The following is a 24,769-nucleotide window of genomic DNA, read 5'->3' on the forward strand; positions in this document are numbered from 1 at the left end:
TCCTGAATTAGTGAGCTGATCCGCAGCAATATTTTGTTTATCCTGTATTTTCAGAGGGAATGGAGTGTAACGCTCTGTATTAACAAGGAGAGCATTAAAATGGGTAAACTCACGGGCAAGACAGCACTGATTACGGGCGCATTGCAGGGAATTGGCGAAGGAATTGCCAGAACTTTTGCGCGTCATGGCGCAAACCTAATCTTGCTGGATATCTCCCCTGAGATCGAAAAGCTGGCGGACGAACTGTGTGGTCGTGGTCATCGCTGTACGGCGGTTGTCGCCGATGTGCGTGACCCGGCATCGGTAGCCGCAGCTATCAAGCGCGCAAAGGAAAAAGAAGGGCGCATTGATATCCTGGTGAATAACGCAGGCGTTTGTCGTCTGGGCAGTTTCCTCGATATGAGCGATGAAGATCGCGATTTCCATATTGATATCAATATAAAAGGCGTATGGAACGTCACAAAGGCGGTGCTGCCGGAGATGATTGCTCGCAAAGATGGTCGCATTGTGATGATGTCTTCGGTCACTGGCGATATGGTGGCCGATCCGGGCGAAACGGCGTATGCCTTAACGAAAGCGGCGATTGTTGGCCTGACTAAATCGCTGGCGGTGGAGTACGCGCAGTCTGGTATTCGCGTTAACGCCATCTGCCCAGGATATGTTCGCACGCCAATGGCGGAAAGCATCGCGCGTCAGTCGAACCCGGAGGATCCGGAATCGGTGCTGACTGAAATGGCGAAAGCAATCCCGTTGCGTCGCCTCGCCGATCCGCTGGAAGTTGGCGAACTGGCGGCCTTCCTCGCATCCGATGAATCCAGCTATTTAACCGGTACACAGAATGTGATTGATGGCGGCAGCACACTGCCGGAGACGGTTAGCGTCGGCATCTGATTCACCTCTGTTTCCTCCCTGCATGTGTGGGGAGGATTTCGTCTTGAACTAAGTTCACCAGGCTATTTTATTTGTCATTTTGGCCCCGGGCAGTGCTCGAAATCCTCACGTACTATGTGTACGCTCCGGTTTCTCCGCGCTGTTCGTGTCCAAACTGACTGCAACAATTACGCCTGTTGAACCAAGTTCTTATTCCCTTTTCAACTTCCAAATCACCAAACGGTATATAAAACCGTTACTCCTTTCACGTCCGTTATAAATATGATGACTAATAGAAAGTCATTTAATTAATAAGGGTGCGCAATGGCCGTTAACTTACTGAAAAAGAACTCACTCGCGCTGGTCGCTTCTCTGCTGCTGGCGGGCCATGTACAGGCAACGGAACTGCTGAACAGTTCTTATGATGTCTCCCGCGAGCTGTTTGCTGCCCTGAATCCGCCGTTTGAGCAACAATGGGCCAAAGACAACGGCGGCGATAAACTGACGATAAAACAATCTCATGCCGGGTCATCAAAACAGGCGCTGGCGATTTTGCAGGGCTTAAAAGCGGACGTTGTCACTTATAACCAGGTGACCGACGTGCAGATCCTGCATGATAAAGGCAAGCTGATCCCGGCTGACTGGCAGTCGCGTCTGCCGAATAACAGCTCGCCATTTTACTCCACCATGGGCTTCCTGGTGCGTAAGGGCAACCCGAAGAATATCCACGACTGGAACGATCTGGTGCGCTCCGACGTGAAGCTGATTTTCCCGAACCCAAAAACCTCCGGTAACGCGCGTTACACCTATCTAGCCGCGTGGGGCGCAGCGGATAAAGCCGACGGAGGCGACAAAGCCAAAACCGAACAGTTTATGACTCAGTTCCTGAAAAACGTGGAAGTGTTCGATACCGGCGGTCGTGGCGCGACCACTACTTTTGCCGAGCGCGGGCTGGGCGATGTGCTGATTAGCTTCGAATCGGAAGTGAACAACATCCGCAAGCAGTATGAAGCGCAGGGCTTTGAAGTGGTGATTCCGAAAACCAACATTCTGGCGGAATTCCCGGTGGCGTGGGTCGATAAAAACGTGCAGGCCAACGGCACGGAAAAAGCGGCAAAAGCTTACCTGAACTGGCTCTACAGCCCACAGGCGCAAACGATCATTACCGATTATTACTACCGCGTGAATAACCCGGAAGTCATGGACAAACTGAAAGACAAATTCCCGCAGACCGAGTTGTTTCGCGTGGAAGATAAATTTGGCTCCTGGCCGGAAGTGATGAAAACCCACTTCAACAGCGGCGGCGAGTTAGACAAGCTGTTAGCGGCGGGGCGTAACTAATGTTTGCAGTTTCTTCCAGACGCGTGCTGCCGGGCTTTACCTTAAGCCTCGGCACCAGTCTGCTGTTTGTGTGCCTGATTTTGCTGCTGCCGCTTTCCGCACTGGTGATGCAACTGGCTCAGATGAGCTGGGCGCAGTATTGGGAGGTGATCACCAACCCGCAGGTGGTCGCGGCCTATAAAGTGACGCTGCTGTCGGCGTTTGTGGCATCGATTTTTAACGGCGTTTTCGGCCTGCTGATGGCGTGGATTTTAACCCGCTACCGCTTTCCGGGCCGCACGCTGCTTGATGCGCTGATGGATTTACCGTTTGCGCTACCAACGGCGGTAGCAGGTTTAACGCTGGCCTCGCTCTTTTCCGTGAACGGTTTTTACGGCGAGTGGCTGGCGAAGTTTGATATCAAAGTCACCTATACGTGGCTTGGTATCGCGGTGGCGATGGCCTTTACCAGTATTCCGTTTGTGGTGCGTACCGTGCAGCCGGTGCTGGAGGAGTTAGGCCCGGAATATGAAGAAGCCGCAGAAACGCTCGGCGCAACGCGCTGGCAGAGTTTCTGCAAAGTGGTGCTGCCGGAACTTTCTCCGGCGCTGGTGGCGGGCGTGGCGCTGTCGTTTACCCGTAGTCTCGGTGAGTTTGGTGCGGTGATTTTTATCGCCGGGAACATCGCCTGGAAGACGGAAGTGACGTCGCTGATGATTTTTGTTCGCTTACAGGAGTTTGATTACCCGGCGGCGAGCGCAATTGCTTCGGTGATCCTCGCGGCGTCACTGCTGCTGCTGTTCTCAATTAACACTCTGCAAAGTCGCTTTGGTCGGCGTGTGGTAGGTCATTAATGGCGGAAGTGACACAGTTGAAGCGTTATGACGCGCGCCCGATTAACTGGGGCAAATGGTTCCTGATTGGCATCGGGATGCTGGTTTCGGCGTTCATCCTGCTGGTGCCGATGATTTACATCTTCGTGCAGGCATTCAGCAAAGGGCTGATGCCAGTTTTACAGAATCTGGCCGATCCGGACATGCTACATGCCATCTGGCTAACGGTGATGATTGCGCTGATTGCCGTCCCGGTAAACCTGGTGTTCGGGATTCTGCTGGCGTGGCTGGTGACGCGCTTTAACTTCCCCGGACGCCAGTTATTGCTGACGCTGCTGGATATTCCGTTTGCCGTGTCCCCGGTGGTTGCCGGTCTGGTCTATCTGCTGTTCTACGGCTCTAATGGCCCGCTCGGCGGCTGGCTGGATGAACATAATCTGCAAATTATGTTCTCCTGGCCGGGAATGGTGCTGGTCACCATCTTCGTGACCTGTCCGTTTGTGGTGCGCGAGCTGGTGCCAGTGATGTTAAGTCAGGGCAGCCAGGAAGACGAAGCGGCGATTTTGCTTGGCGCGTCTGGCTGGCAGATGTTCCGGCGCGTCACGCTGCCGAACATCCGCTGGGCGCTGCTTTATGGCGTGGTGCTGACCAACGCCCGCGCGATTGGCGAGTTTGGTGCGGTGTCGGTGGTTTCCGGCTCGATTCGCGGCGAAACACTTTCGCTGCCGTTACAGATTGAATTGCTGGAGCAGGACTACAACACCGTCGGCTCCTTTACCGCCGCGGCGCTGTTGACGCTGATGGCGATTATCACCCTGTTTTTAAAGAGTATGTTGCAGTGGCGCCTGGAGAATCAGGAAAAACGCGCGCAACAGGAGGAGCATCATGAGCATTGAGATTGCCAATATTAAGAAGTCGTTTGGTCGCACCCAGGTGCTGAACGATATCTCACTGGATATTCCTTCTGGTCAGATGGTCGCATTGCTGGGGCCGTCCGGTTCCGGGAAAACCACGCTGCTGCGGATTATCGCCGGGCTGGAGCATCAAACCAGCGGGCATATTCGTTTCCACGGCACCGACGTCAGCCGCCTTCACGCGCGCGATCGTAAAGTCGGTTTCGTGTTTCAGCATTACGCCCTGTTTCGCCATATGACGGTGTTCGACAATATCGCCTTCGGCCTGACGGTGCTGCCGCGTCGCGAGCGCCCGAATGCCGCAGCCATCAAAGCGAAAGTGACAAAATTGCTGGAAATGGTGCAGCTTGCGCATCTGGCGGATCGTTATCCGGCCCAGCTTTCCGGCGGCCAGAAACAGCGTGTGGCGCTGGCGCGGGCGCTGGCTGTCGAACCGCAAATTCTGCTGCTTGATGAACCGTTTGGCGCGCTGGATGCGCAGGTGCGTAAAGAGCTGCGTCGTTGGCTGCGTCAGTTGCATGAAGAGCTGAAATTCACCAGCGTGTTCGTGACCCACGACCAGGAAGAAGCGATGGAAGTCGCCAACCGCGTGGTGGTCATGAGCCAGGGCAATATCGAACAGGCCGATGAACCGGATCAGGTCTGGCGCGAGCCGGCGACCCGTTTTGTGCTGGAGTTTATGGGCGAAGTGAACCGCTTGCAGGGAACGATTCGCGGTGGGCAGTTCCACGTTGGTGCGCACCGCTGGCCGCTGGGATACACCCCTGCGTATCAGGGGCCGGTGGATCTCTTCCTGCGCCCGTGGGAAGTGGATATCAGCCGCCGCACCAGCCTCGATTCGCCGCTGCCGGTGCAGGTGCTGGAAGCCAGCCCGAAAGGTCACTACACCCAATTAGTCGTGCAGCCGCTGGGGTGGTATGAAGATCCGCTCACCGTGGTAATGCGTGGTGATGATGCGCCGGTGCGCGGCGATCGTTTGTTCGTCGGGCTGCAACATGCGCGGCTGTATAACGGCGACGAGCGTATTGAAACCCGCGATGAGGAACTTGCTCTCGCACAAAGCGCCTGATAGGTTGAGTGAATGTTAAACGCCCGGAGGCGCTTCCCGCGATCCGGGCTTTTTAATGGCAAGGTTTTGTAACCTGTAGGCCTGATAAGACGCGTAAACGTCGCATCAGGCAACACCACGTATGGACAGAAATCGTGAGTACATTAGAACAAACAATAGGCAATACGCCTCTGGTGAAATTACAACGAATGGGGCCGGATAACGGCAGTGAAGTGTGGTTAAAGCTGGAAGGCAATAATCCGGCCGGTTCGGTGAAAGATCGTGCGGCGCTTTCGATGATCGTCGAGGCGGAAAAGCGCGGGGAAATTAAACCGGGTGATGTGTTAATCGAAGCCACCAGTGGTAACACCGGGATTGCGCTGGCAATGATCGCTGCGCTAAAAGGCTATCGCATGAAATTGCTGATGCCCGATAACATGAGCCAGGAGCGTCGCGCGGCGATGCGTGCCTACGGTGCGGAGCTGATTCTGGTCACCAAAGAGCAGGGCATGGAAGGTGCGCGCGATCTGGCGCTGGAGATGGCGAATCGTGGCGAAGGCAAGCTGCTCGATCAGTTTAATAATCCCGATAATCCTTATGCGCATTACACCACCACCGGGCCGGAAATCTGGCAGCAAACCGGCGGTCGCATTACCCATTTTGTCTCCAGCATGGGGACGACCGGTACGATTACCGGCGTGTCGCGCTTTATGCGCGAGCAATCCAAACTGGTGACCATTGTTGGTCTGCAGCCGGAAGAGGGCAGCAGCATTCCCGGCATTCGTCGCTGGCCTGAGGAATATCTGCCAGGCATCTTCAACGCTTCGCTGGTGGATGAGGTGCTGGATATTCATCAGCGTGATGCGGAAAACACCATGCGCGAACTGGCAGTGCGGGAAGGGATTTTCTGCGGTGTAAGTTCCGGCGGCGCGGTTGCCGGAGCACTGCGGGTGGCAAAAGCCAACCCTGGTGCAGTGGTGGTAGCGATCATCTGCGATCGTGGCGATCGCTACCTTTCTACCGGGGTGTTTGGGGAAGAGCACTTTAGTCAGGGGGCGGGCATTTAAGGATTAATAGCATTGGAGGCTGATGACAAACGCAAAACTGCCTGATGCGCTACGCTTATCAGGCCTACAAGGTTCCTGTAATATATTGAATTAGCAATATTTTGTAGGCCGAATAAGGCGTTTACGCTGCATCTGGCATAAACAAAGTGCACTTTGTCAATAATCTGCTTTGTCGGCAGTTGTTGCTGCAGACAAATGCAGTTTTTAATTTTCGTGTGGAAACGTAGTAAGGTCATCAATCATTTTTTGAAGTATTGGTGAGTCCTGACCATCACCCCATTGAAGAATTTTTGCGGTAAGCTGATGACGGGCTAGTGCATTGAGTCCCATCTTTTTAAGTTTATGGGAGATTTTACCCATGACTTTAATCTGACCGAATGCAGTTGCGTAGGTAATCATATTGCTCTGGATAGTGCTCATTTCATCGGCTAGTAATTGCGCACGAATATCCTCTTCAAGAATACTTTCCATAGCGATATATTTCATACCCCAGATAGTTTCAATTAACATTTGAGGGAAATCAGCACAATCTAGATCCGGCTCTTTACGCAGGCTATTTTCAAGAACGTTTAGAGCATCAGCACCTTCATCGCTGCCAAAAGGAGATTCTTCATCCCAGCAACACACATAAAGTGGATCAGTAAAATGGCACTGGAAGTTTGGGTGTGACGTTTTAACATGTAACCCAATTTCTTCATCATCAAAATAGTAGCGATCCATGTAGTTAAAGTTTGGATCTTCTTGATAGCCTTTCTTCATTTTTGCGGCAATCAATTTACTGGCTTCTTTCAGACACTGTTCTTCATTATCGAACTCTTTTGTCTGGAATTTACCAATACTACCTACCTTGCCATAGTTGATAGCTAAACTATCCCCTTCGTAATCTATCCACCAAAATTTATTCGATTTTTCATCGTTATAAATAAAGCATTTTTTCATGTTACCTCCTGTAAATGCCTTGCCAAAGCGGATTAATTCCCTTCCGCAGGCACCGTTTTATCCGTCTGCGCAATTAACGCATGTAAAAAAGGTTGCGCGTTTTCATCGCTCTTACCGGGCATCTTCACGATATACGGCTTCCCGCTAATCGATGATGACGAAGCAACCTTATCAATAAATTGCTCAGCAGTATCAATGCGATTACGGGTATTGCCCAGCTTCAGACGCAAATGGGAAACCGCTTCATCGCAGGTATGTTCATCGCCGTTGCGCACAAATATCAAATCCTTTTTCTGTGCTAATCCCTCCAGCATGGCGTTGATGCGGGCTTCTTCGTGGGCGGTTAACTTCGCGTAAGCGGGGAGTGTCATTAGCAGCGTAATGACCAGACAAATGATTTTCTTCATTGAATTACCTTATCCTTGTTTTGTGATAGCCGATTTGACTGCCAGAATCAGGTAAAGTTTCGGTTGGAATACGATGAGGATCATCGGCAAGGAGAAAAAATTAAATGAGTAGTTTGTTGTTGTTTAACGATAAGAGCAGGGCATTGCAGGCGGATATCGTCGCCGTGCAGTCGCAAGTAGTGTACGGCAGCGTAGGCAACAGCATTGCCGTGCCTGCTATCAAACAGAACGGCCTGAATGTCTTTGCCGTGCCGACGGTATTGCTGAGCAATACGCCGCATTATGACACTTTCTACGGTGGTGCGATTCCGGACGAATGGTTTAGCGGTTATTTGCGTGCGCTTCAGGAGCGTGATGCGCTGCGCCAGCTGCGCGCTGTCACCACGGGCTATATGGGAACGGCATCGCAAATCAAAATCCTTGCCGAGTGGCTGACTGCGCTACGCAAAGACCATCCTGACTTATTGATTATGGTCGATCCGGTGATTGGCGATATTGATAGCGGAATTTATGTCAAACCTGACCTTCCTGAGGCATACCGACAATATTTACTGCCTCTGGCGCAGGGTATTACGCCTAATATCTTTGAGCTGGAAATCCTGACCGGTAAAGATTGCCGCGATCTCGACAGTGCCATTGCCGCAGCAAAAAGTTTGCTTTCAGACACCTTAAAATGGGTGGTCATTACCAGCGCCTCCGGTAACGAAGAAAATCAGGAGATGCAGGTGGTGGTGGTCAGTGCCGACAGCGTGAATGTCATTTCCCATTCTCGGGTAAAGACGGATCTTAAAGGAACAGGCGATCTGTTTTGCGCCCAGCTTATCAGTGGCTTGTTGAAAGGTAAGGAATTAACTGACGCGGTACATAGCGCGGGATTACGCGTGCTGGAGGTGATGCGCTATACCCAGCAGCATGGTAGTGATGAATTGATTTTGCCGCCCCTGACGGAAGCATAAAAAAATGGCGCCCATCGGCGCCATTTTTCACTGCGGCAAGAATTATTTCTTGATGCGAATAACCGGAGTTTCACCCACAGTCACGCTACCGGACAGTTTGATCAGTTCTTTGATTTCGTCCATGTTGGAGATAACAACCGGAGTCAGGGTAGACTTGGCTTTCTCTTCCAGCAGCGGGAGATCGAATTCAATCACGGTATCACCAACTTTCACGCGCTGACCTTCTTCAGCAATACGCTTGAAGCCTTCGCCTTTCAGTTCAACGGTGTCGATACCGAAGTGGACGAACAGTTCAACGCCGCTATCAGATTCGATAGAGAACGCGTGGTTGGTCTCAAAGATTTTACCAATGGTGCCGTCTACAGGCGCGACCATTTTGTTTCCAGTTGGTTTGATAGCAATGCCATCACCAACGATTTTTTCCGCAAAAACGACATCCGGCACGTCTTCGATATTGACGATCTCGCCAGAGAGCGGAGCAATGATCTCAATAGTTCCGGTATCCTTCTTGTCGTCGGAAACCAGAGATTTCAGTTTATCGAACAAACCCATGATCTTCTCCTAAGCAGTAAATTGGGCCGCATCTCGTGGATTAGCAGATTGTTTTTTCTTCAATGAACTTGTTAACCAGCGTCATTAACTCGTCCGTTGTCGGTTGAGCAAGAGCCTGCTCTGCTAACACCTTCGCATCTTCGAAGTTCGTGTTACGGATAATCTTCTTAATGCGCGGGATAGAAATGGCGCTCATAGAGAATTCGTCCAGACCCATCCCCAGCAACAGAAGTGTAGCACGTTCATCGCCAGCAAGCTCACCACACATGCCAGTCCATTTGCCTTCAGCATGAGAAGCATCAATAACTTGCTTGATCAAGTTCAGCACGGACGGTGACATTGGCTGGTAAAGGTGTGAAATCATATCATTACCACGGTCAACTGCCAGAGTGTACTGCGTTAAATCATTGGTGCCGATACTAAAGAAATCAACTTCTTTGGCTAAATGACGTGCAATTGTTGCGGCAGCCGGTGTTTCCACCATTACGCCGATTTCAATTGACTCGTCAAACGCTTTACCTTCGTCGCGCAGTTCCTGTTTGTAGATTTCGATCTCTTTGCGCAGTGCACGCACTTCTTCAACAGAGATGATCATCGGGAACATGATGCGCAATTTACCGAAAGCAGAGGCACGCAGGATAGCGCGGAGCTGATCGCGCAGGATCTCTTTACGATCCATCGCGATACGGATAGCGCGCCAGCCGAGGAACGGGTTCTCTTCTTTCGGGAAGTTCATGTATGGCAGCTCTTTGTCGCCGCCGATGTCCATGGTACGAACGATAACCGCTTGTGAGCCACACGCTTCAGCTACTGCTTTGTAAGCAGCAAACTGTTCTTCTTCAGTGGGCAGCGCGTCGCGGTCCATGAACAGGAACTCAGTACGATAAAGACCAACGCCTTCAGCGCCGTTACGCTCAGCACCTTCAACGTCACGAACCGTACCGATGTTAGCGCACACTTCTACCTGGTGACCGTCCAGCGTAATAGCTGGCAGATCTTTCAGTTTAGCAAGCTCTGCTTTTTCAGAAGCCACTTGCTCCTGAACAGCGCGCATTTTATCAATAACTTCGTTGGTTGGATTGACGTAAACCTGATTATTTACGGCATCCAGAATCAGATAGTCGTCATTTTTCACCTGAGAGGTGACGCTACCGGTACCCACGATAGCAGGCAGTTCCAGAGAACGCGCCATGATAGAGGTGTGGGAAGTACGGCCACCCGCGTCGGTGATGAAACCCAGCACCTTCTTCAGGTTCAGCTGTGCGGTTTCGGACGGCGTCAGGTCAGCGGCAACCAGAATGACTTCATCCTGAATGGCGCTCAGGTCGATAATCTTCAGGCCCAGGATGTTGCGCAGCAGGCGCTTACCGATATCACGTACGTCAGCCGCACGCTCTTTCAGGTATTCATCATCCAGCTCTTCCAGGGCAGAAGCCTGACCTTCGATAACTTCATGAGCAGCTGCGTCAGCTGTCATGTGCTTATCTTTAATCAGGGCTATGATTTCCTGCTCCAGCTCCTCATCTTCGAGCAGCATAATATGCCCTTCAAAGATGGCTTCTTTTTCTTCACCGAACGTTTCACCAGCTTTCGTTTTGATCGTTTCCAGCTGGGCTGATGCCTTGGCACGACCGCTCAGAAAACGTTCAACTTCCTGATCAACCTGGTCGGCAGAAATTTTTTTCCGGTCAATGACAATTTCGTCTTCTTTCAGAAGCAGAGCTTTACCGAAAGCGATACCCGGGGATGCTAAAATGCCTGAAATCATAACCCTACCTTACTTGTGACTGATTTTTAAAAGAACCCGGGAAATTACTCGAGTTCCGCCATCAGTTTAACCAGATGTTCAACCGCTTTCTGTTCGTCTTCGCCTTCTGCGGAGATAGTCACAACGGTACCTTGAGTCAGGCCCAGAGTCTGCAGTTTAAACAGGCTTTTCGCGCTGGCGCTTTTGCCGTTGGAAGTCACAGTAATTTCAGAAGTGAAGCCCTTAGCTTCTTTTACAAACTGGGCAGCAGGGCGGGTGTGCAGACCGTTCGGAGCGGTAATGGTAACTTCTTGCTGGAACATTGTATTTCCCCAACTTATAGGTTTAGTGTTGTGGAACTAAAGTCTAGCCTGGCGGTTCGACTTTAGCCTGTATTGTTAGCGCCAGTTTTTAACAGACGCGACGCACGAAGAGCGCAATACAGTCCTTTGCTGGCGGGTGTTGACCGCTGACGTTTCGTACGTCATTAAACATTATGCCGCTAAAGGAAGAATTGAACCAAATCATAAAATCGATTCAGCTATGGCTTTTCCTGTAACGATTAATTTCGCGCATCAAAATAATTAGTCTGGTTAAATACCAGTTCCGACAGGCTGAATCAATGCCAGGAGGGGCGAAAGTTTGAAGCAGGCCACAAAAAAGCACCTGAAAAGGTGCTTTTTTACGCATTTTTAACAAGCTGGCATTACTGTTGCAATTCTTTCTCAGTGAAGAGATCGGCAAACAATGCGGTGCTTAAATAACGCTCACCCGATGACGGTAGAATAACCACAATATTCTTGTTGGTAAAGCTTTCATCTTCTTGTAGTTTCAACGCTGCAGCAACAGCCGCTCCAGAAGAGATACCTGCAAGAATACCTTCCTCTTCCATCAGACGACGCGCGGTAGAAATAGCTTCTTCATTGGTGATGCCAATGACTTTATCGACCAGTTTGAGATCAAGGTTAGCCGGGATAAAACCAGCGCCAATCCCCTGAATTTTATGCGGGCCAGGTTTAATCTCTTCACCTGCCAGCGCCTGGGCGATAACCGGAGAATCGGTTGGCTCCACGGCGACAGAGATGAGATCGGTCTTGCCTTTGGTGCCTTTAATGTAGCGGCTGACGCCGGTCAGCGTACCGCCAGTCCCAACACCAGCAATAAATACATCAACCTGACCGTCGGTATCTTCCCAGATCTCCGGACCGGTGGTTTTTTCGTGAATTTCAGGGTTTGCCGGATTGCTGAATTGTTGCAGCAGTAGGTATTTCTCTGGATTGCTGGCGACAATTTCTTCTGCTTTTTGGATTGCGCCTTTCATGCCTTTAGCACCTTCGGTCAGCACCAGGTTTGCACCTAACGCTTTCAGCAGCTTGCGGCGTTCAATACTCATGGTTTCTGGCATGGTCAGGGTGAGTTTGTAACCGCGAGCGGCAGCCACATAGGCCAGTGCAATCCCGGTATTACCGCTGGTTGGTTCAACCAGTTCAACGCCTGGTTTCAGCACGCCGCGCTTTTCGGCATCCCAAATCATATTGGCACCGATACGGCACTTAACGCTGAAGCTGGGGTTACGAGATTCCACCTTCGCCAGAATGCGTCCGTTACCGATGCGATTCAGGCGAACCAGCGGCGTGTGACCGATAGTCAGCGAGTTATCTTCAAAAATCTTACTCATGGCCTGTCCTTAACTGTATGAAATTGGGATACAACAGGTAGCATACCCGCTCAGAGAATATGCGGAAGTAAGGATTTAGCATATCTATATGCAGAAGGGAAATAATGACATGCAAGATGGAATAAGGGGCGGCATAAGCCACCCCTGTTTCACACAAGCGCTTTACAAAATAACCGGTAGATTGTTACCGCCACATCGCGTGTTTATCGCGATAGCAATCGACCCACATCGCCGTCGCGCCACAAACGGCAACGGGCATAATGAACAGATTAAGCAGCGGGATCATCGTAAACAGGCTGGTTAAAGCACCAAACTGCATATTGGTGATTTTGCGTGTGCGCAGGGCGGTGCGCATCTCTTTAAACGGCACTTTGTGGTTATCGAAGGGGTAATCGCAATACTGGATGGCTAACATCCAGGCACTAAACAGGAACCACAGTACCGGCGCGACGGTTTGACCAATGCCAGGGATGAAGTAAAGAATTAGCAATACAATTGCGCGTGGCAGATACCAGGCAAATTTTTGCCATTCGCGTTTCATGATTCGCGGCACATCTTTCATGATACCGAAAATCCCGGTATCTGGCGGCGTAGCGCCAGTCAATCGTGCTTCCAGCTGTTCTGCCAACAAGCCATTAAACGGAGCGGCAATCCAGTTAGCAATCGTGGAGAAAAAATAGCCAAAAACTAACAGCACGGAGATGACGGCCAGAGGCCACAACACATAGCTCAGCCATTGTAGCCAGTCCGGAACGTAACTCATGAGCGTCGGGATCCAGACATCGAGCTGCGTAAAGAGCCACCAGAATGCGCCCCCCATCAACAAAATATTGACCAACAGCGGTAAAATAACAAAACGCCGAATCCCAGGTTGCGAGACGAGCTTCCAGCCTTGCGCAAAATAGTAAAAACCGCTGCGTGGGGCAGATGTGAATGATGAAACCATAATCAGGATGAGCTCCTTTTGACCAATCCCAGGAAAATTCTGCGTATTTTACCGGGTAATTGCGCAATGGACAGTTAGGATATGTTCGAAAAAACAGCAAAAAGCACGATTTCATCTATCTTTGTGCTGTGAAAGTTAATAGTGCACTTGCACTTGAGGTAATCGGCAAATACTCTTAGTGAGTAAATGTTTGCCGTGGTGGCAAGGTGTTAGAACAACAGAGAATATAATGATGCAGGATTTGCGTCTGATATTAATCATTGTTGGCGCGATCGCCATAATCGCTTTACTGGTACATGGTTTCTGGACCAGCCGTAAAGAACGATCTTCTATGTTCCGCGATCGGCCATTAAAACGAATGAAGTCAAAACGTGACGACGATTCTTATGACGAGGATGTCGAAGATGATGAGGGCGTTGGTGAGGTTCGTGTTCACCGCGTAAATCATGCTCCGGCTAACGCCCAGGAGCATGAGGCTGCTCGTCCGTCGCCGCAACACCAGTACCAACCGCCTTATGCGTCTGCGCAGCCGCGTCAACCGGTCCAGCAGCCCCCTGAAGCGCAGGTACCGCCGCAACATGCTCCGCGTCCAACGCAGCCGGTGCAGCAACCCGTGCAGCAACCTGCCTATCAGCCTCAGCCTGAACAGCCGTTGCAGCAGCCAGTTGCGCCACAGGTCGCGTCAGCGCCGCAGCCAGTGCATTCAGCGCCGCAACCGGCACAACAGGCTTTCCAGCCTGCAGAACCTGTAGCGGCACCACAGCCTGAGCCTGTAGCGGAACCGGCTCCAGTTATGGATAAACCGAAGCGCAAAGAAGCGGTGATTATCATGAACGTCGCGGCGCATCACGGTAGCGAGTTAAACGGTGAACTGCTTCTTAACAGCATTCAACAAGCGGGCTTCATTTTTGGCGATATGAACATTTACCATCGTCATCTTAGCCCGGATGGCAGCGGCCCGGCGTTATTCAGCCTGGCGAATATGGTGAAACCGGGAACCTTCGATCCTGAAATGAAGGATTTCACTACTCCGGGTGTCACTATCTTTATGCAGGTACCGTCTTACGGTGACGAGCTGCAGAACTTTAAGCTGATGCTGCAATCTGCGCAGCATATTGCCGATGAAGTGGGCGGTGTAGTGCTTGACGATCAGCGCCGTATGATGACTCCGCAGAAATTGCGCGAGTACCAGGACATCATCCGCGAAGTCAAAGACGCCAACGCCTGATACACTTAAGGCAAATTAACTCCTCTTCGAACCCCCGCTTGTCGGGGGTTTTTAGCATTGATGGTGCGATATGGAATCAATCGAACAACAACTGACAGAACTGCGAACGACGCTTCGCCATCATGAATATCTTTATCATGTGATGGATGCGCCGGAAATTCCCGACGCTGAATATGACAGGCTGATGCGTGAACTGCGCGAGCTGGAAACCAAACATCCAGAGCTGATTACACCTGATTCACCTACCCAACGTGTAGGTGCTGCGCCGCTGGCGGCTTTCAGCCAGATCCGCCATGAAGTGCCCATGTTGTCGCTGGATAACGTCTTTGATGAAGAAAGCTTTCTTGCTTTCAACAAACGCGTACAGGATCGTCTGAAAAGCAACGAAAAAGTGACCTGGTGCTGTGAGCTGAAACTGGATGGTCTTGCCGTCAGCATTCTGTATGAAAATGGCGTTTTAGTCAGTGCAGCGACCCGTGGCGATGGCACTACCGGCGAAGACATTACATCAAACGTGCGTACTATTCGCGCCATTCCGCTGAAGCTTCACGGCGAGAATATCCCGGCGCGTCTGGAAGTTCGTGGTGAAGTGTTCCTGCCGCAGGCCGGCTTCGAAAAGATCAACGAAGATGCGCGACGCACAGGCGGGAAAGTGTTTGCTAACCCGCGTAATGCGGCTGCAGGTTCACTGCGTCAGCTTGATCCGCGTATTACAGCGAAGCGACCGCTCACTTTTTTCTGCTATGGCGTCGGTGTTCTTGAAGGTGGCGAGCTACCGGATACTCATCTTGGCCGTTTACTGCAATTTAAAAAGTGGGGATTACCGGTCAGCGATCGGGTAACGCTTTGTGAATCGGCGGAAGAGGTGCTGGCGTTCTACCACAAAGTGGAAGAAGACCGCCCGACGCTGGGCTTTGATATCGACGGCGTGGTAATTAAGGTCAACTCACTGGCACAGCAGGAACAGCTTGGCTTTGTCGCGCGTGCCCCGCGCTGGGCAGTAGCGTTTAAATTTCCGGCGCAGGAACAGATGACCTTCGTGCGTGATGTCGAGTTTCAGGTTGGGCGTACTGGCGCGATTACGCCTGTTGCGCGTCTGGAACCTGTCCATGTTGCTGGCGTGCTGGTGAGTAACGCCACACTGCATAATGCTGACGAAATCGAACGCCTTGGTTTACGCATTGGCGATAAAGTGGTGATTCGCCGCGCTGGCGACGTGATCCCGCAGGTAGTTAACGTCGTGCTTTCTGAACGCCCGGAAGATACCCGTGAGGTTGTATTCCCGACGCATTGTCCGGTATGTGGTTCTGACGTCGAGCGTGTGGAAGGTGAAGCGGTTGCCCGCTGTACCGGAGGCCTGATTTGTGGTGCTCAGCGTAAAGAGTCGCTGAAACACTTTGTTTCCCGCCGTGCGATGGACGTTGACGGTATGGGCGACAAAATCATCGATCAACTGGTTGAAAAAGAATATGTCCATACCCCGGCGGATCTGTTCAAACTCACCGCAGGCAAACTGACCGGACTGGAGCGCATGGGGCCGAAATCGGCACAAAATGTGGTTAACGCGCTGGAAAAAGCGAAAGAAACTACCTTTGCCCGCTTCCTCTATGCACTTGGTATCCGTGAAGTCGGCGAGGCCACCGCAGCAGGTCTGGCGGCATATTTCGGCACGCTGGAAGCGCTGGAAGCCGCTTCGATTGAAGAGCTGCAAAAGGTGCCTGATGTTGGCATTGTCGTTGCCTCCCACGTTCACAACTTCTTTGCCGAAGAAAGCAACCGCAATGTCATCAGCGAGCTGTTGGCGGAAGGCGTTCACTGGCCTGCGCCGGTGGTGATTAACGCGGAAGAGATTGACAGTCCGTTTGCTGGTAAAACCGTGGTGCTTACGGGCAGCTTAAGCCAGATGTCGCGTGATGACGCTAAAGCTCGACTGGTCGAACTGGGGGCGAAAGTCGCGGGCAGCGTGTCGAAGAAAACCGATCTGGTGATAGCGGGTGAAGCTGCAGGATCTAAACTGGCGAAGGCGCAGGAACTGGGCATTGAAGTCATCGACGAAACGGAAATGCTGCGTTTGCTGGGTAGCTGAGATGGAAAAAGAGCAGCTGATTGAAATAGCCAATACGATAATGCCGTTTGGCAAATACAAAGGGCGTCGCTTAATCGACCTGCCGGAGGAGTATCTTCTGTGGTTTGCCCGCAAAGATGAGTTCCCGGCAGGGAAGCTCGGTGAGCTAATGCAAATCACGCTGCTGATTAAAACCGAGGGGCTGACGCAACTGGTCCAGCCCCTGAAACGCCCACTTTAAGCTTTATCGGCGCTGCTTTCCTGCTGCACCTGTAACTGTTCGGTCTGGCGTTTGTATCGACGCGCCAGCACCGCACAGACCATCAATTGGATCTGATGGAAAATCATCAGAGGCAGCACCATCATACCGATCACCGATGTGGGGAACAGAATGTTTGCCATCGGGATGCCATTTGCCAGACTCTTTTTCGAACCACAAAAGACGATAGTAATTTCATCTGCTTTATTGAAGCCCAGTCGGCGTGCCATAAAGACGTTAACTACAATCACGATAGCCAGAAGAACGCAGCTAACCACCACGATAAATAGCAATGATCCCCAGCCAACTTTATGCCAGATGCCGTTAACGACGGCTTCGCTGAACGCAGTATAAACCACCAACAGAATGGACGTCTGGTCAGTTTTCGCAATCCATTTTTTATTTCGTGACACCCAGTTGCCAATCCAAGGGCGAGAAAGATGTCCCAGCACAAACGGCAGCAGCAGTTGCAGCATTATCTTACCAACCTGCTCAAGGCTGCCCCCTGCACCGTGAACATTCATCACCAGACCAACCAGCAACGGTGAAAGGAAAATTCCCAGCAGGCTGGATGCCGACGCAGAACAAACCGCCGCCGCGACGTTACCGCCTGCCATTGACGTGAAGGCGATTGCAGACTGCACGGTAGCAGGAAGAATGCACAAGTAGAGAAAACCGGAGTAGAGCATCGGGTCGACATTTACCGGTTTCCACCAGGCAAACAGCACGCCCAGAATCGGAAACAGCACGAAGGTGCTGCACATTACCCACAAATGCAGTCGCCAGTGACCACCGCCAGCAATAATCGCCTCACGCGACAACTTCGCGCCGTGCATAAAGAACAGCAGAGCAATCGCTGCAGTGGTCAGATTTTCAAAGAAGGGAACGAAATCGCCTCTGGCCGGAAAGAAAGAGGCCAGCAACACCACTGTGATCAGGGTTAAGGTGAAAGGATCGAGGATACGAAAAAGTTTCATAAAGACTCCAGATGATCGATGCTTTCATTGTGCGTTCTTCTGATTGATAAATAAAACTGAATTGCTTAACAATTTGTGCGCGATAATGGAGAGTGAGTGGGGGCTCGCTTCGACTGGCGGGCTGAGTTGGGCAAGCAAATCCGAACGAATCAAATAAGGGCGGTCAATGAGTGCGCTTGATGACCGCTGTAATATTATTGCTGACGACCGTAGCCGTTTTAGTGTTATCAACGCAGGTTTAGAACTGATATTTTATTGAATAAATAATGCCATCCTGGAGGAAGGCTTCACCCAGTTTATTATCTGCGTAGCGATATTGAATCCCTGCCGTAAAATGCGGTGTCGCATTCCACCAAAACGCTACTGCTCCGTTTATACCTTCTTTTCCGCCATTACCTGCTGCATATGTAGCGTCGCGGTCAAATTCGTATTCATTCCAGTTAGTCAGGCTGAATTTTTCGCTACCAAGCGTGAAACTGTATCCGGCAACCCAGCCCAAAACATAGCCATTGTCACCGGTATAATAGGTTTGATCGGTGTAACGTTTCGCGAAGAATGGCTTAAACCAGTAACCATTTCCCGTAAAATTGTATCCAAGCCCGTAAAGGAATGTATCATCATAGAAGTTAACACGTTCAGGTGAACCGTAAGTCCCGTAAGCGTGAAGATAAAGATTCAGTCCTGTATCACCAAGATAAATGCGGTTGGTACTTTTAAAAGTATAACGTTGTTCACTGCCAGATTTTGAATGTCGGCCATTATAGAAGTTCTCCCAATCGAAGAACCCGTACATTTCTCCCCAACTAAAGTTAGCACCACCTTCTAATTCCAGATAGCCAAAATCATCTTTATGGGACTTATTACTGGTTTTCTCTGTCGTGCGGGATGTCCAGTCAAGATAATGCAGACCAATGTCAGCAAAGCCCCCTTTAAACTCGGCATAAGACATTTGCGGAAAAGCCATGGGAACCAGACCAAGGCTTAATGCAAGAAGCTGTTTTTTCATAGTATGTTCCACTTAAGTAATAAATTTAATGAATGTGATATGCTTACATATTTATGCTGTAATTATTTGGCATGTCTATTTTATTAGATTTATGACATCTCTAACCAATACATAATTATCACGTAATGATAGGGTGTCGATCTGAATGTGTTCAGGATTGATATCAAATTGCAATTGATATCCGTGGTAAAAAGTATTGGTAAATGTGATGAATTTCCGGTTATTTAAAGGGGGCTCAAAGTCGAAGGAGAAGATGGTGAATCTAAAACTACAATTAAAAGTACTTTCATTTCTGCAATTCTTTTTGTGGGGAAGTTGGCTCAATACATTCGGTTCCTATATGTTTATCACGCTGCGTTTTAAAGGCGAGGATATTGGTGCAGTCTATAGTACCTTGGGTATTGCAGCATTAATAACATCAACGTTATTTGGTATCGTGGCCGATAAATGGATTAGTGCTAAATGGATATATGCCGCTTGTCATTTATTTGGCGCGATAACATTATTTGTCGCTGCATCGGTTACCACGCCTTCGGCAATGTTCATTGTCATTTTACTTAACTCTCTCGTGTATATGCCAACGCTCGGTTTGAGTAATACAATTTCCTATTACCGCATACAAACTGCGGGGATGGATATTGTGACAGAATTTCCACCAATCCGTATTTGGGGCACGATTGGATTTATTGTCGCGATGTGGGCGGTGAGTTTGGCAGGTTTTGAATTAAGTCATATGCAATTGTATATCGGCGCGGCAGCTTCGTTAGGCTTGAGCCTGTTCACGTTGACATTACCGACTGTACCAGTGGCGAAATCTAACCAGGCGCAAGGAATGATAGACGTGCTCGGACTGCGTGCATTTGCACTGTTTAAGAACAGCAAAATGGCGATTTTCTTTATCTTTGCCATGCTGCTTGGGGCAGAACTACAAATTACCGGGATGTTTGGTAATACATTTCTCCACAGTTTTGAGAGTGTTCCAGAGTTTGCCAATAGCGTTGTTGTAACTCATGCTTCTATTTTGTTATCAATTTCTCAGATATCCGAAGTCTGCTTCATTCTTGCCATTCCCTTTTTCCTGAAAAAATACGGTATCAAAAATGTCATGCTGATGAGCATGGTGGCCTGGACGCTGCGTTTTGGTTTATTCGCTTATGGCGATCCTTCATTCGGCGGTACCATTCTGTTAATTCTTTCGATGATTGTTTATGGCTGTGCTTTTGACTTCTTCAATATATCTGGCTCGGTATTTGTTGAACAAGAAGTTGATCCATCGATTCGTAACAGCGCTCAGGGCGTTTTCCTGATGATGGCCAATGGTTTTGGTTGTATTCTGGGCGGTTTTATCAGTGGTAAAGTCGTCGATTATTTAACAACGGATGGCAATCCACAGTGGTCAACCATTTGGCTGGTATTTGCCGGATATTCACTGGTTCTGGCTCTCGCATTTATGGTGTTGTTTAAATATAAACACAACAGTAACCCGACAACATCCGGTCATTTCGCCTGATACGGAATTTATCAAAATTAATAATGTTTTATAGGATTAGCAAAGGAGGATATTATGGCAAATCAATTGTATAACCAGTGTCGGGTTTATTGTGCACCCTGGCGATTAGATGCTTTGAATTTAAATGATATCATTGATCAATGGATTGACGAGGGGCTGTTGCCGCCCCTGATCCATACTTTTCTTCCATATCGTGATGATGCCGGTGCCTCCAGTGAAGAAGAGATTTTTGTTAATGATGTCGCGAATATGGACAATAGTGTTGGGGTTATCGGTTATTTCGATGGTGGAACCTATGATTCCGGTTGTGCATGGGAAGTAGGCTATGCATGGGCTTTAGGGATGCCTGTTCACTTGGTAACGACAGACTTTCTTATATGGGCAGCGGGGAATTCTTCAGAGTTTTACCCTATAAGTAAGCTGATGAATTATGTGGCAAAAGTGGTTTCGGTGTCAGATTCCGATGCTAGCATCAGCAACTATCGTGAACAAACCAACGATATCATCAAGCGTGCGTTGCAAATTCTTCAACAAAATTTAATCGCCGACTTCGGCACGACGATTACTCCCGCTGTACCGATTACGCCATTGCCGATTGAGTATGACTATTATCTTGATCCTAACTTTATGTATACCGAACCCTCTCGGGGCTTACTGGAGAAAATCAAAGATGCGATCATTAGTGCAGGTAAGACTTTCATCGTTGGCGACAATATGAATGATATTGCGACTGATATTGATAACTTAAGAAAATCCAGACAGGCCATCTTTTATTCCGATACCTTCGAGCCGAATGTCGACACCGGTATTATGAATGGTATTGCCTATGCATTAGGACAGCAATCGATAGTTTATTGTAGCAAGCAACAAAAGTATCAATCTGCGCTCGCGACAGATTATTTGAATTTAATGATTACCTGGTCGTCAACGGTGGCGCATTCATTTGCGGAGCTTGAAACATTGATTGGTAACACAGAAAAATAATAGTTAATTTTACTGATTATCAGGTGAGTGATTGCCTGATAATCAGCTTTTGGTTAACCTCCAAAGAAAATTATACGGCCGTTATATTTCTCTGCTGGGGAACGATATGATCGATTTCAAAATCATATTGAATATCACAGGAAAATGTATTGGTCACTCGCGACTTTTTCTCGTTATAAAAAGATGCGACTCATATCTTACGAATAATGCATATTATAAGGACTTTCCATGACCCAACCTCATTTTTCACAAAACCCGTGGTATTGCGCAGATATCATTCGTCGACATAAACCAGATTTTACCCCACGCGTGGTGTTTATTTTGGGATCGGGGCTGGGAGCGTTAGCTGAACAAATAGAAGATGCTGTTGCCATTTCTTATAGCGATTTGCCGGGGTTTCCGGTGAGCACCGTACATGGCCATGCAGGAGAGTTGGTCCTCGGAGTGCTCTCTGGTGTGCCTGTAGCCTGCATGAAAGGTCGCGGTCATTTTTATGAGGGCCGGGGAATGACAGTCATGACTGATGCTATTCGCACGTTCAAGTTGTTGGGCTGTGAATTGTTGTTCTGCACCAACGCTGCAGGTTCGCTTCGTCCAGAAGTCGGTGCGGGTAGTCTGGTTGCGCTGAAAGATCACATTAATACGATGCCAGGCACACCGATGACAGGCCTTAATGATGAGCGTTTTGGCGAACGCTTTTTTTCATTAGCGAATGCTTACGATGCTGATTACCGCGCCGTTTTACAAACCGTCGCGCAGGAAGGAGGTTTTCCGCTGACAGAAGGGGTTTTTGTTTCTTATCCGGGGCCGAACTTCGAAACGGCGGCAGAAATTCGCATGATGCAGCTGATTGGTGGCGATGTTGTGGGTATGTCTGTAGTGCCTGAAGTGATTAGCGCACGTCATTGCGAAATGAAAGTCGTTGCCGTGTCCGCAATAACCAATATGGCAGAAGGCTTAAGTGATGTGAAATTGTCGCATGCCCAAACCCTGGCTGCAGCGGAGTTATCACGGCAAAACTTTATTAATCTGATTTGCGGATTCTTACGCAAAATCGCCTGAAAACAATAAAAATGGCCTCGCGGATGGGGCCATCTCACTGCGATAAGGAAATAAAAAATGAATATCGCAACGCGTTTAAAGGTAATGTCTTTCTTACAATACTTTATCTGGGGGAGTTGGTTAGTTACCCTCGGCTCTTACATGATAAACACCTTACATTTTACCGGGGCTGATGTCGGTATGGCATACAGTTCTAAAGGTATTGCGGCCATTATTATGCCAGCCGTTATGGGCATTATTGCCGATAAATGGTTACGGGCTGAACGTACCTATATGCTGTGTCACTTAATTTGTGCCGGGGTGCTTTTTTATGCCGCCTCTGTAACTGAACCGAATATGATGTTCTGGGTGATGTTGCTTAACGCGATGGCTTTCATGCCCACGATTGCGTTATCCAACAGTGTTTCCTATTCGTGTTTGGCGCAGGCCGGATTAGATCCGGTCACCAGTTTTCCGCCAATCCGTGTTTATGGTACCGTGGGATTTATTGTCGCAATGTGGCTGGTGAGTTTATTGCATCTGGAGTTAAGCAGTGTGCAGTTGTATATCGCCTCCGGAGCATCTCTAGTGCTAGCGGTCTATGCGTTAACGTTACCGAAAATTCCAGTGGCGGAACATAAGGCCAGTACGACGCTTTCCAGTAAATTAGGTCTGGATGCGTTTGTGTTATTTAAAAATCCACGTATGGCGATTTTCTTTTTATTTGCCATGTTATTAGGGGCGGTCCTGCAAATTACTAACGTTTTTGGTAATCCTTTTCTGCATGATTTTGCCCGCAACCCTGAGTTTGCTGATAGCTTCGTGGTGAAATATCCTTCCATTCTGCTCTCGGTATCACAAATGGCGGAAGTCGGCTTCATTCTGACTATTCCTTTCTTTCTGAAGCGTTTTGGCATCAAAACCGTCATGTTGATGAGTATGGTAGCGTGGACATTACGTTTTGGATTCTTTGCTTTTGGAGATCCGTCACCAGGTGGCTTTGTATTATTGCTGCTGTCGATGATTGTGTATGGCTGCGCGTTCGACTTTTTCAATATTTCCGGTTCAGTGTTTGTCGAGCAAGAAGTGGACTCCAGGATCCGCGCCAGCGCCCAGGGATTATTTATGACCATGGTCAATGGCGTTGGGGCGTGGGTTGGTTCTCTTCTGAGTGGCATGGCGGTTGACTATTTCACGGTTGATGGTGTTAAAGACTGGCAAACCATCTGGCTGGTATTTGCTGCGTATGCACTGGCCTTGGCGGTGATTTTTGCCCTGTTCTTCCGTTATAAACATGAACCTGAAAAAATGGCACAGAAATCATTGGCTCACTGATGTAAACAGGGTTTTCCTTGATTGCAATGTGCTAAGTTTGCAGCCTTACCCATACCGTATGGAGCGCAATAATTATGGAAAGTACACATCGTATTGATCTCAAGTTATTGCGCTATTTTCTTGCGGTCGCAGAAGAACTTCACTTTGGGCGGGCCGCTGCGCGGCTGAATATGTCGCAACCGCCATTAAGTATTCATATCAAAGATCTGGAACAACAGTTGGGCACTTTGCTGTTCGTTCGGCATTCGCGCAGTGTGGCGCTCACTCATGCAGGAAAAATTTTATTGGAAGAGTCACGTCGATTGCTGGCTAACGCCAGCCAGGCGCTGGCTCGAGTAGAACAGATTGGTCGTGGTGAAGCAGGGCGTATTGAGCTGGGCGTGGTGGGAACCGCGATGTGGGGGCGAATGCGTCCGGCAATGCGGCGGTTTTTGAAAGAGTGCCCTAATGTTCATGTCTCATTTCGTGAAAAATCCCCAGGGATGCAAATGGCGTTGCTTGAGCGGCGGGAACTGGACGCTGGTATCTGGCGGATGGCGATTGAACCAACAGTAGGATTTACCAGCCTGCGATTACACGAATCATCGTTTCTGGTGGCAATACCGGAAGATCATTATCTGGCTTGCGAAAACGCTATCCCGTTAATGGCATTACGCAATGAATACTTTGTGACGCTGCCATCGGTCCATTCCGACTGGGCGTTTTTACAGCGTGTCTGTCAGCAGGCGGGGTTTTCACCGATGATCGTCCGCGAGGCCGTAGAGCCGCAAACCGTACTGGCGATGATCAGTATGGGGCTGGGTGTAACATTAATGGCAGATAGCTATGCCCAAATGAGCTGGCCGGGGGTGGTATTTCGTCCACTCGAGGAACGTATTCCAGCAGACTTGTATATTGTTTATGAACAGCAACAGGCAACACCAGCGCTGGAGAGATTAGTTAATGCTTTGATAGCATGAAAGAAAATATTGCAGATAGCAAAAAAGCGCCTTTAGGGCGCTTTTTTACATTGGTGGGTCGTGCAGGATTCGAACCTGCGACCAATTGATTAAAAGTCAACTGCTCTACCAACTGAGCTAACGACCCG

At 49.5% G+C, this 24,769-nt stretch carries 24 protein-coding genes and 1 tRNA gene; 15 read left to right on the forward strand and 10 right to left on the reverse strand.

Annotated features, from left to right (window positions below; genetic code table 11):
- The first annotated feature begins 99 nt into the window (after positions 1-99).
- The 6 genes from ucpA (at position 100) to cysM (ending at position 6,052) form a co-directional block, all read left to right on the forward strand.
- Positions 100-891, forward strand: a complete 792-nt coding sequence (gene ucpA, locus ATB02_RS09735) for an SDR family oxidoreductase UcpA (RefSeq protein ID WP_000517442.1) — start codon at positions 100-102, stop codon at positions 889-891.
- Between the two features lie 303 nt (positions 892-1,194).
- Entirely contained in the window at positions 1,195-2,211 is a 1,017-nt protein-coding gene (cysP, locus tag ATB02_RS09745; RefSeq protein WP_000290221.1) for a thiosulfate/sulfate ABC transporter substrate-binding protein CysP, read from the forward strand.
- Complete coding sequence (cysT, locus tag ATB02_RS09750; protein ID WP_000458406.1) at positions 2,211-3,044, forward strand: sulfate/thiosulfate ABC transporter permease CysT; 834 nt, start codon at positions 2,211-2,213, stop codon at positions 3,042-3,044. Before cysP ends, cysT begins: the two co-directional genes overlap by 1 nt.
- Positions 3,044-3,919, forward strand: a complete 876-nt coding sequence (cysW, locus tag ATB02_RS09755; RefSeq protein WP_000852686.1) for a sulfate/thiosulfate ABC transporter permease CysW — start codon at positions 3,044-3,046, stop codon at positions 3,917-3,919. The genes cysT and cysW overlap by 1 nt, the downstream gene beginning before the upstream one ends.
- Complete coding sequence (gene cysA, locus ATB02_RS09760) at positions 3,909-5,006, forward strand: sulfate/thiosulfate ABC transporter ATP-binding protein CysA (RefSeq protein WP_000021028.1); 1,098 nt, start codon at positions 3,909-3,911, stop codon at positions 5,004-5,006. Before cysW ends, cysA begins: the two co-directional genes overlap by 11 nt.
- A 134-nt stretch (positions 5,007-5,140) precedes the next feature.
- Positions 5,141-6,052, forward strand: a complete 912-nt coding sequence (gene cysM / locus ATB02_RS09765; protein ID WP_105271485.1) for a cysteine synthase B — start codon at positions 5,141-5,143, stop codon at positions 6,050-6,052.
- Between the two features lie 204 nt (positions 6,053-6,256).
- On the opposite strand, the gene ATB02_RS09775 is transcribed toward cysM, so the two are convergent.
- On the reverse strand, positions 6,257-6,991 hold the full coding sequence (locus ATB02_RS09775) for a WGR domain-containing protein (RefSeq protein WP_000710497.1): 735 nt from the start codon (positions 6,989-6,991) through the stop codon (positions 6,257-6,259).
- A gap of 32 nt (positions 6,992-7,023) precedes the next feature.
- Entirely contained in the window at positions 7,024-7,398 is a 375-nt protein-coding gene (locus ATB02_RS09780) for a YfeK family protein (protein WP_105271487.1), read from the reverse strand.
- Between the two features lie 104 nt (positions 7,399-7,502).
- Between ATB02_RS09780 and pdxK the strand changes: the two genes are divergently transcribed.
- Positions 7,503-8,354 (forward strand): pyridoxine/pyridoxal/pyridoxamine kinase, encoded by an 852-nt coding sequence (pdxK, locus tag ATB02_RS09785; protein WP_000096641.1) that lies wholly within the window; start codon positions 7,503-7,505, stop codon positions 8,352-8,354.
- Between the two features lie 42 nt (positions 8,355-8,396).
- On the opposite strand, the gene crr is transcribed toward pdxK, so the two are convergent.
- The 5 genes from crr to cysZ form a co-directional block, all read right to left on the reverse strand.
- Positions 8,397-8,906 (reverse strand): PTS glucose transporter subunit IIA, encoded by a 510-nt coding sequence (crr, locus tag ATB02_RS09790; RefSeq protein ID WP_000522247.1) that lies wholly within the window; start codon positions 8,904-8,906, stop codon positions 8,397-8,399.
- A gap of 40 nt (positions 8,907-8,946) precedes the next feature.
- The gene (ptsI, locus tag ATB02_RS09795) at positions 8,947-10,674 is read right to left on the reverse strand and encodes a phosphoenolpyruvate-protein phosphotransferase PtsI (protein WP_000623136.1); all 1,728 of its coding nucleotides are present in this window, start codon (positions 10,672-10,674) and stop codon (positions 8,947-8,949) included.
- Between the two features lie 44 nt (positions 10,675-10,718).
- Positions 10,719-10,976 (reverse strand): phosphocarrier protein Hpr, encoded by a 258-nt coding sequence (gene ptsH / locus ATB02_RS09800; RefSeq protein WP_000487600.1) that lies wholly within the window; start codon positions 10,974-10,976, stop codon positions 10,719-10,721.
- Between the two features lie 383 nt (positions 10,977-11,359).
- Positions 11,360-12,331, reverse strand: coding sequence for a cysteine synthase A (gene cysK / locus ATB02_RS09805; protein WP_000034402.1), 972 nt, complete (start codon positions 12,329-12,331; stop codon positions 11,360-11,362).
- Between the two features lie 184 nt (positions 12,332-12,515).
- Positions 12,516-13,277: a sulfate transporter CysZ gene (gene cysZ / locus ATB02_RS09810; RefSeq protein WP_105271488.1), complete on the reverse strand. Its 762-nt coding sequence runs from the start codon at positions 13,275-13,277 to the stop codon at positions 12,516-12,518.
- Between the two features lie 229 nt (positions 13,278-13,506).
- On the opposite strand from cysZ, the gene zipA reads away from it, so the two are divergent.
- From zipA to ATB02_RS09825, 3 genes are all read left to right on the forward strand, one after another.
- Entirely contained in the window at positions 13,507-14,505 is a 999-nt protein-coding gene (zipA, locus tag ATB02_RS09815; protein ID WP_105271489.1) for a cell division protein ZipA, read from the forward strand.
- Positions 14,506-14,575: 70 nt separating this feature from the next.
- Positions 14,576-16,591 (forward strand): NAD-dependent DNA ligase LigA, encoded by a 2,016-nt coding sequence (gene ligA / locus ATB02_RS09820; protein ID WP_000443686.1) that lies wholly within the window; start codon positions 14,576-14,578, stop codon positions 16,589-16,591.
- A gap of 1 nt (position 16,592) precedes the next feature.
- Complete coding sequence (locus ATB02_RS09825) at positions 16,593-16,811, forward strand: DUF3820 family protein (protein WP_000410201.1); 219 nt, start codon at positions 16,593-16,595, stop codon at positions 16,809-16,811.
- On the opposite strand, the gene ATB02_RS09830 is transcribed toward ATB02_RS09825, so the two are convergent.
- Both ATB02_RS09830 and ATB02_RS09835 read right to left on the reverse strand, forming a co-directional pair.
- A complete protein-coding gene (locus ATB02_RS09830) occupies positions 16,808-17,806 on the reverse strand; it encodes a bile acid:sodium symporter family protein (RefSeq protein ID WP_105271490.1) in 999 nt (332 codons plus the stop codon). The genes ATB02_RS09825 and ATB02_RS09830 overlap by 4 nt on opposite strands.
- A 238-nt stretch (positions 17,807-18,044) precedes the next feature.
- A complete protein-coding gene (locus ATB02_RS09835) occupies positions 18,045-18,812 on the reverse strand; it encodes a nucleoside-specific channel-forming Tsx family protein (protein ID WP_000744400.1) in 768 nt (255 codons plus the stop codon).
- Between the two features lie 256 nt (positions 18,813-19,068).
- Here ATB02_RS09835 and ATB02_RS09840 point away from each other — a divergent pair, with 256 nt between their 5' ends.
- From ATB02_RS09840 to ATB02_RS09860, 5 genes are all read left to right on the forward strand, one after another.
- Entirely contained in the window at positions 19,069-20,322 is a 1,254-nt protein-coding gene (locus ATB02_RS09840; protein WP_021521569.1) for a nucleoside permease, read from the forward strand.
- Positions 20,323-20,376: 54 nt separating this feature from the next.
- Entirely contained in the window at positions 20,377-21,306 is a 930-nt protein-coding gene (locus tag ATB02_RS09845) for a nucleoside 2-deoxyribosyltransferase (RefSeq protein WP_000013329.1), read from the forward strand.
- 228 nt (positions 21,307-21,534) lie between these two features.
- Positions 21,535-22,368, forward strand: coding sequence for a xanthosine phosphorylase (gene xapA / locus ATB02_RS09850; RefSeq protein WP_105271491.1), 834 nt, complete (start codon positions 21,535-21,537; stop codon positions 22,366-22,368).
- Between the two features lie 57 nt (positions 22,369-22,425).
- Positions 22,426-23,682, forward strand: coding sequence for a nucleoside permease (locus ATB02_RS09855; protein ID WP_105271492.1), 1,257 nt, complete (start codon positions 22,426-22,428; stop codon positions 23,680-23,682).
- A 74-nt stretch (positions 23,683-23,756) separates the two neighbouring features.
- Positions 23,757-24,641, forward strand: a complete 885-nt coding sequence (locus ATB02_RS09860) for a LysR family transcriptional regulator (protein WP_032184818.1) — start codon at positions 23,757-23,759, stop codon at positions 24,639-24,641.
- A gap of 51 nt (positions 24,642-24,692) precedes the next feature.
- Here ATB02_RS09860 and ATB02_RS09865 read toward each other — a convergent pair.
- Positions 24,693-24,768: transfer RNA gene (locus ATB02_RS09865), tRNA-Lys, on the reverse strand.
- Between the last annotated feature and the right edge of the window lies 1 nt (position 24,769).

Source organism: Escherichia sp. MOD1-EC5189, assembly GCF_002966045.1.
GTDB lineage: Bacteria > Pseudomonadota > Gammaproteobacteria > Enterobacterales > Enterobacteriaceae > Escherichia > Escherichia coli_F.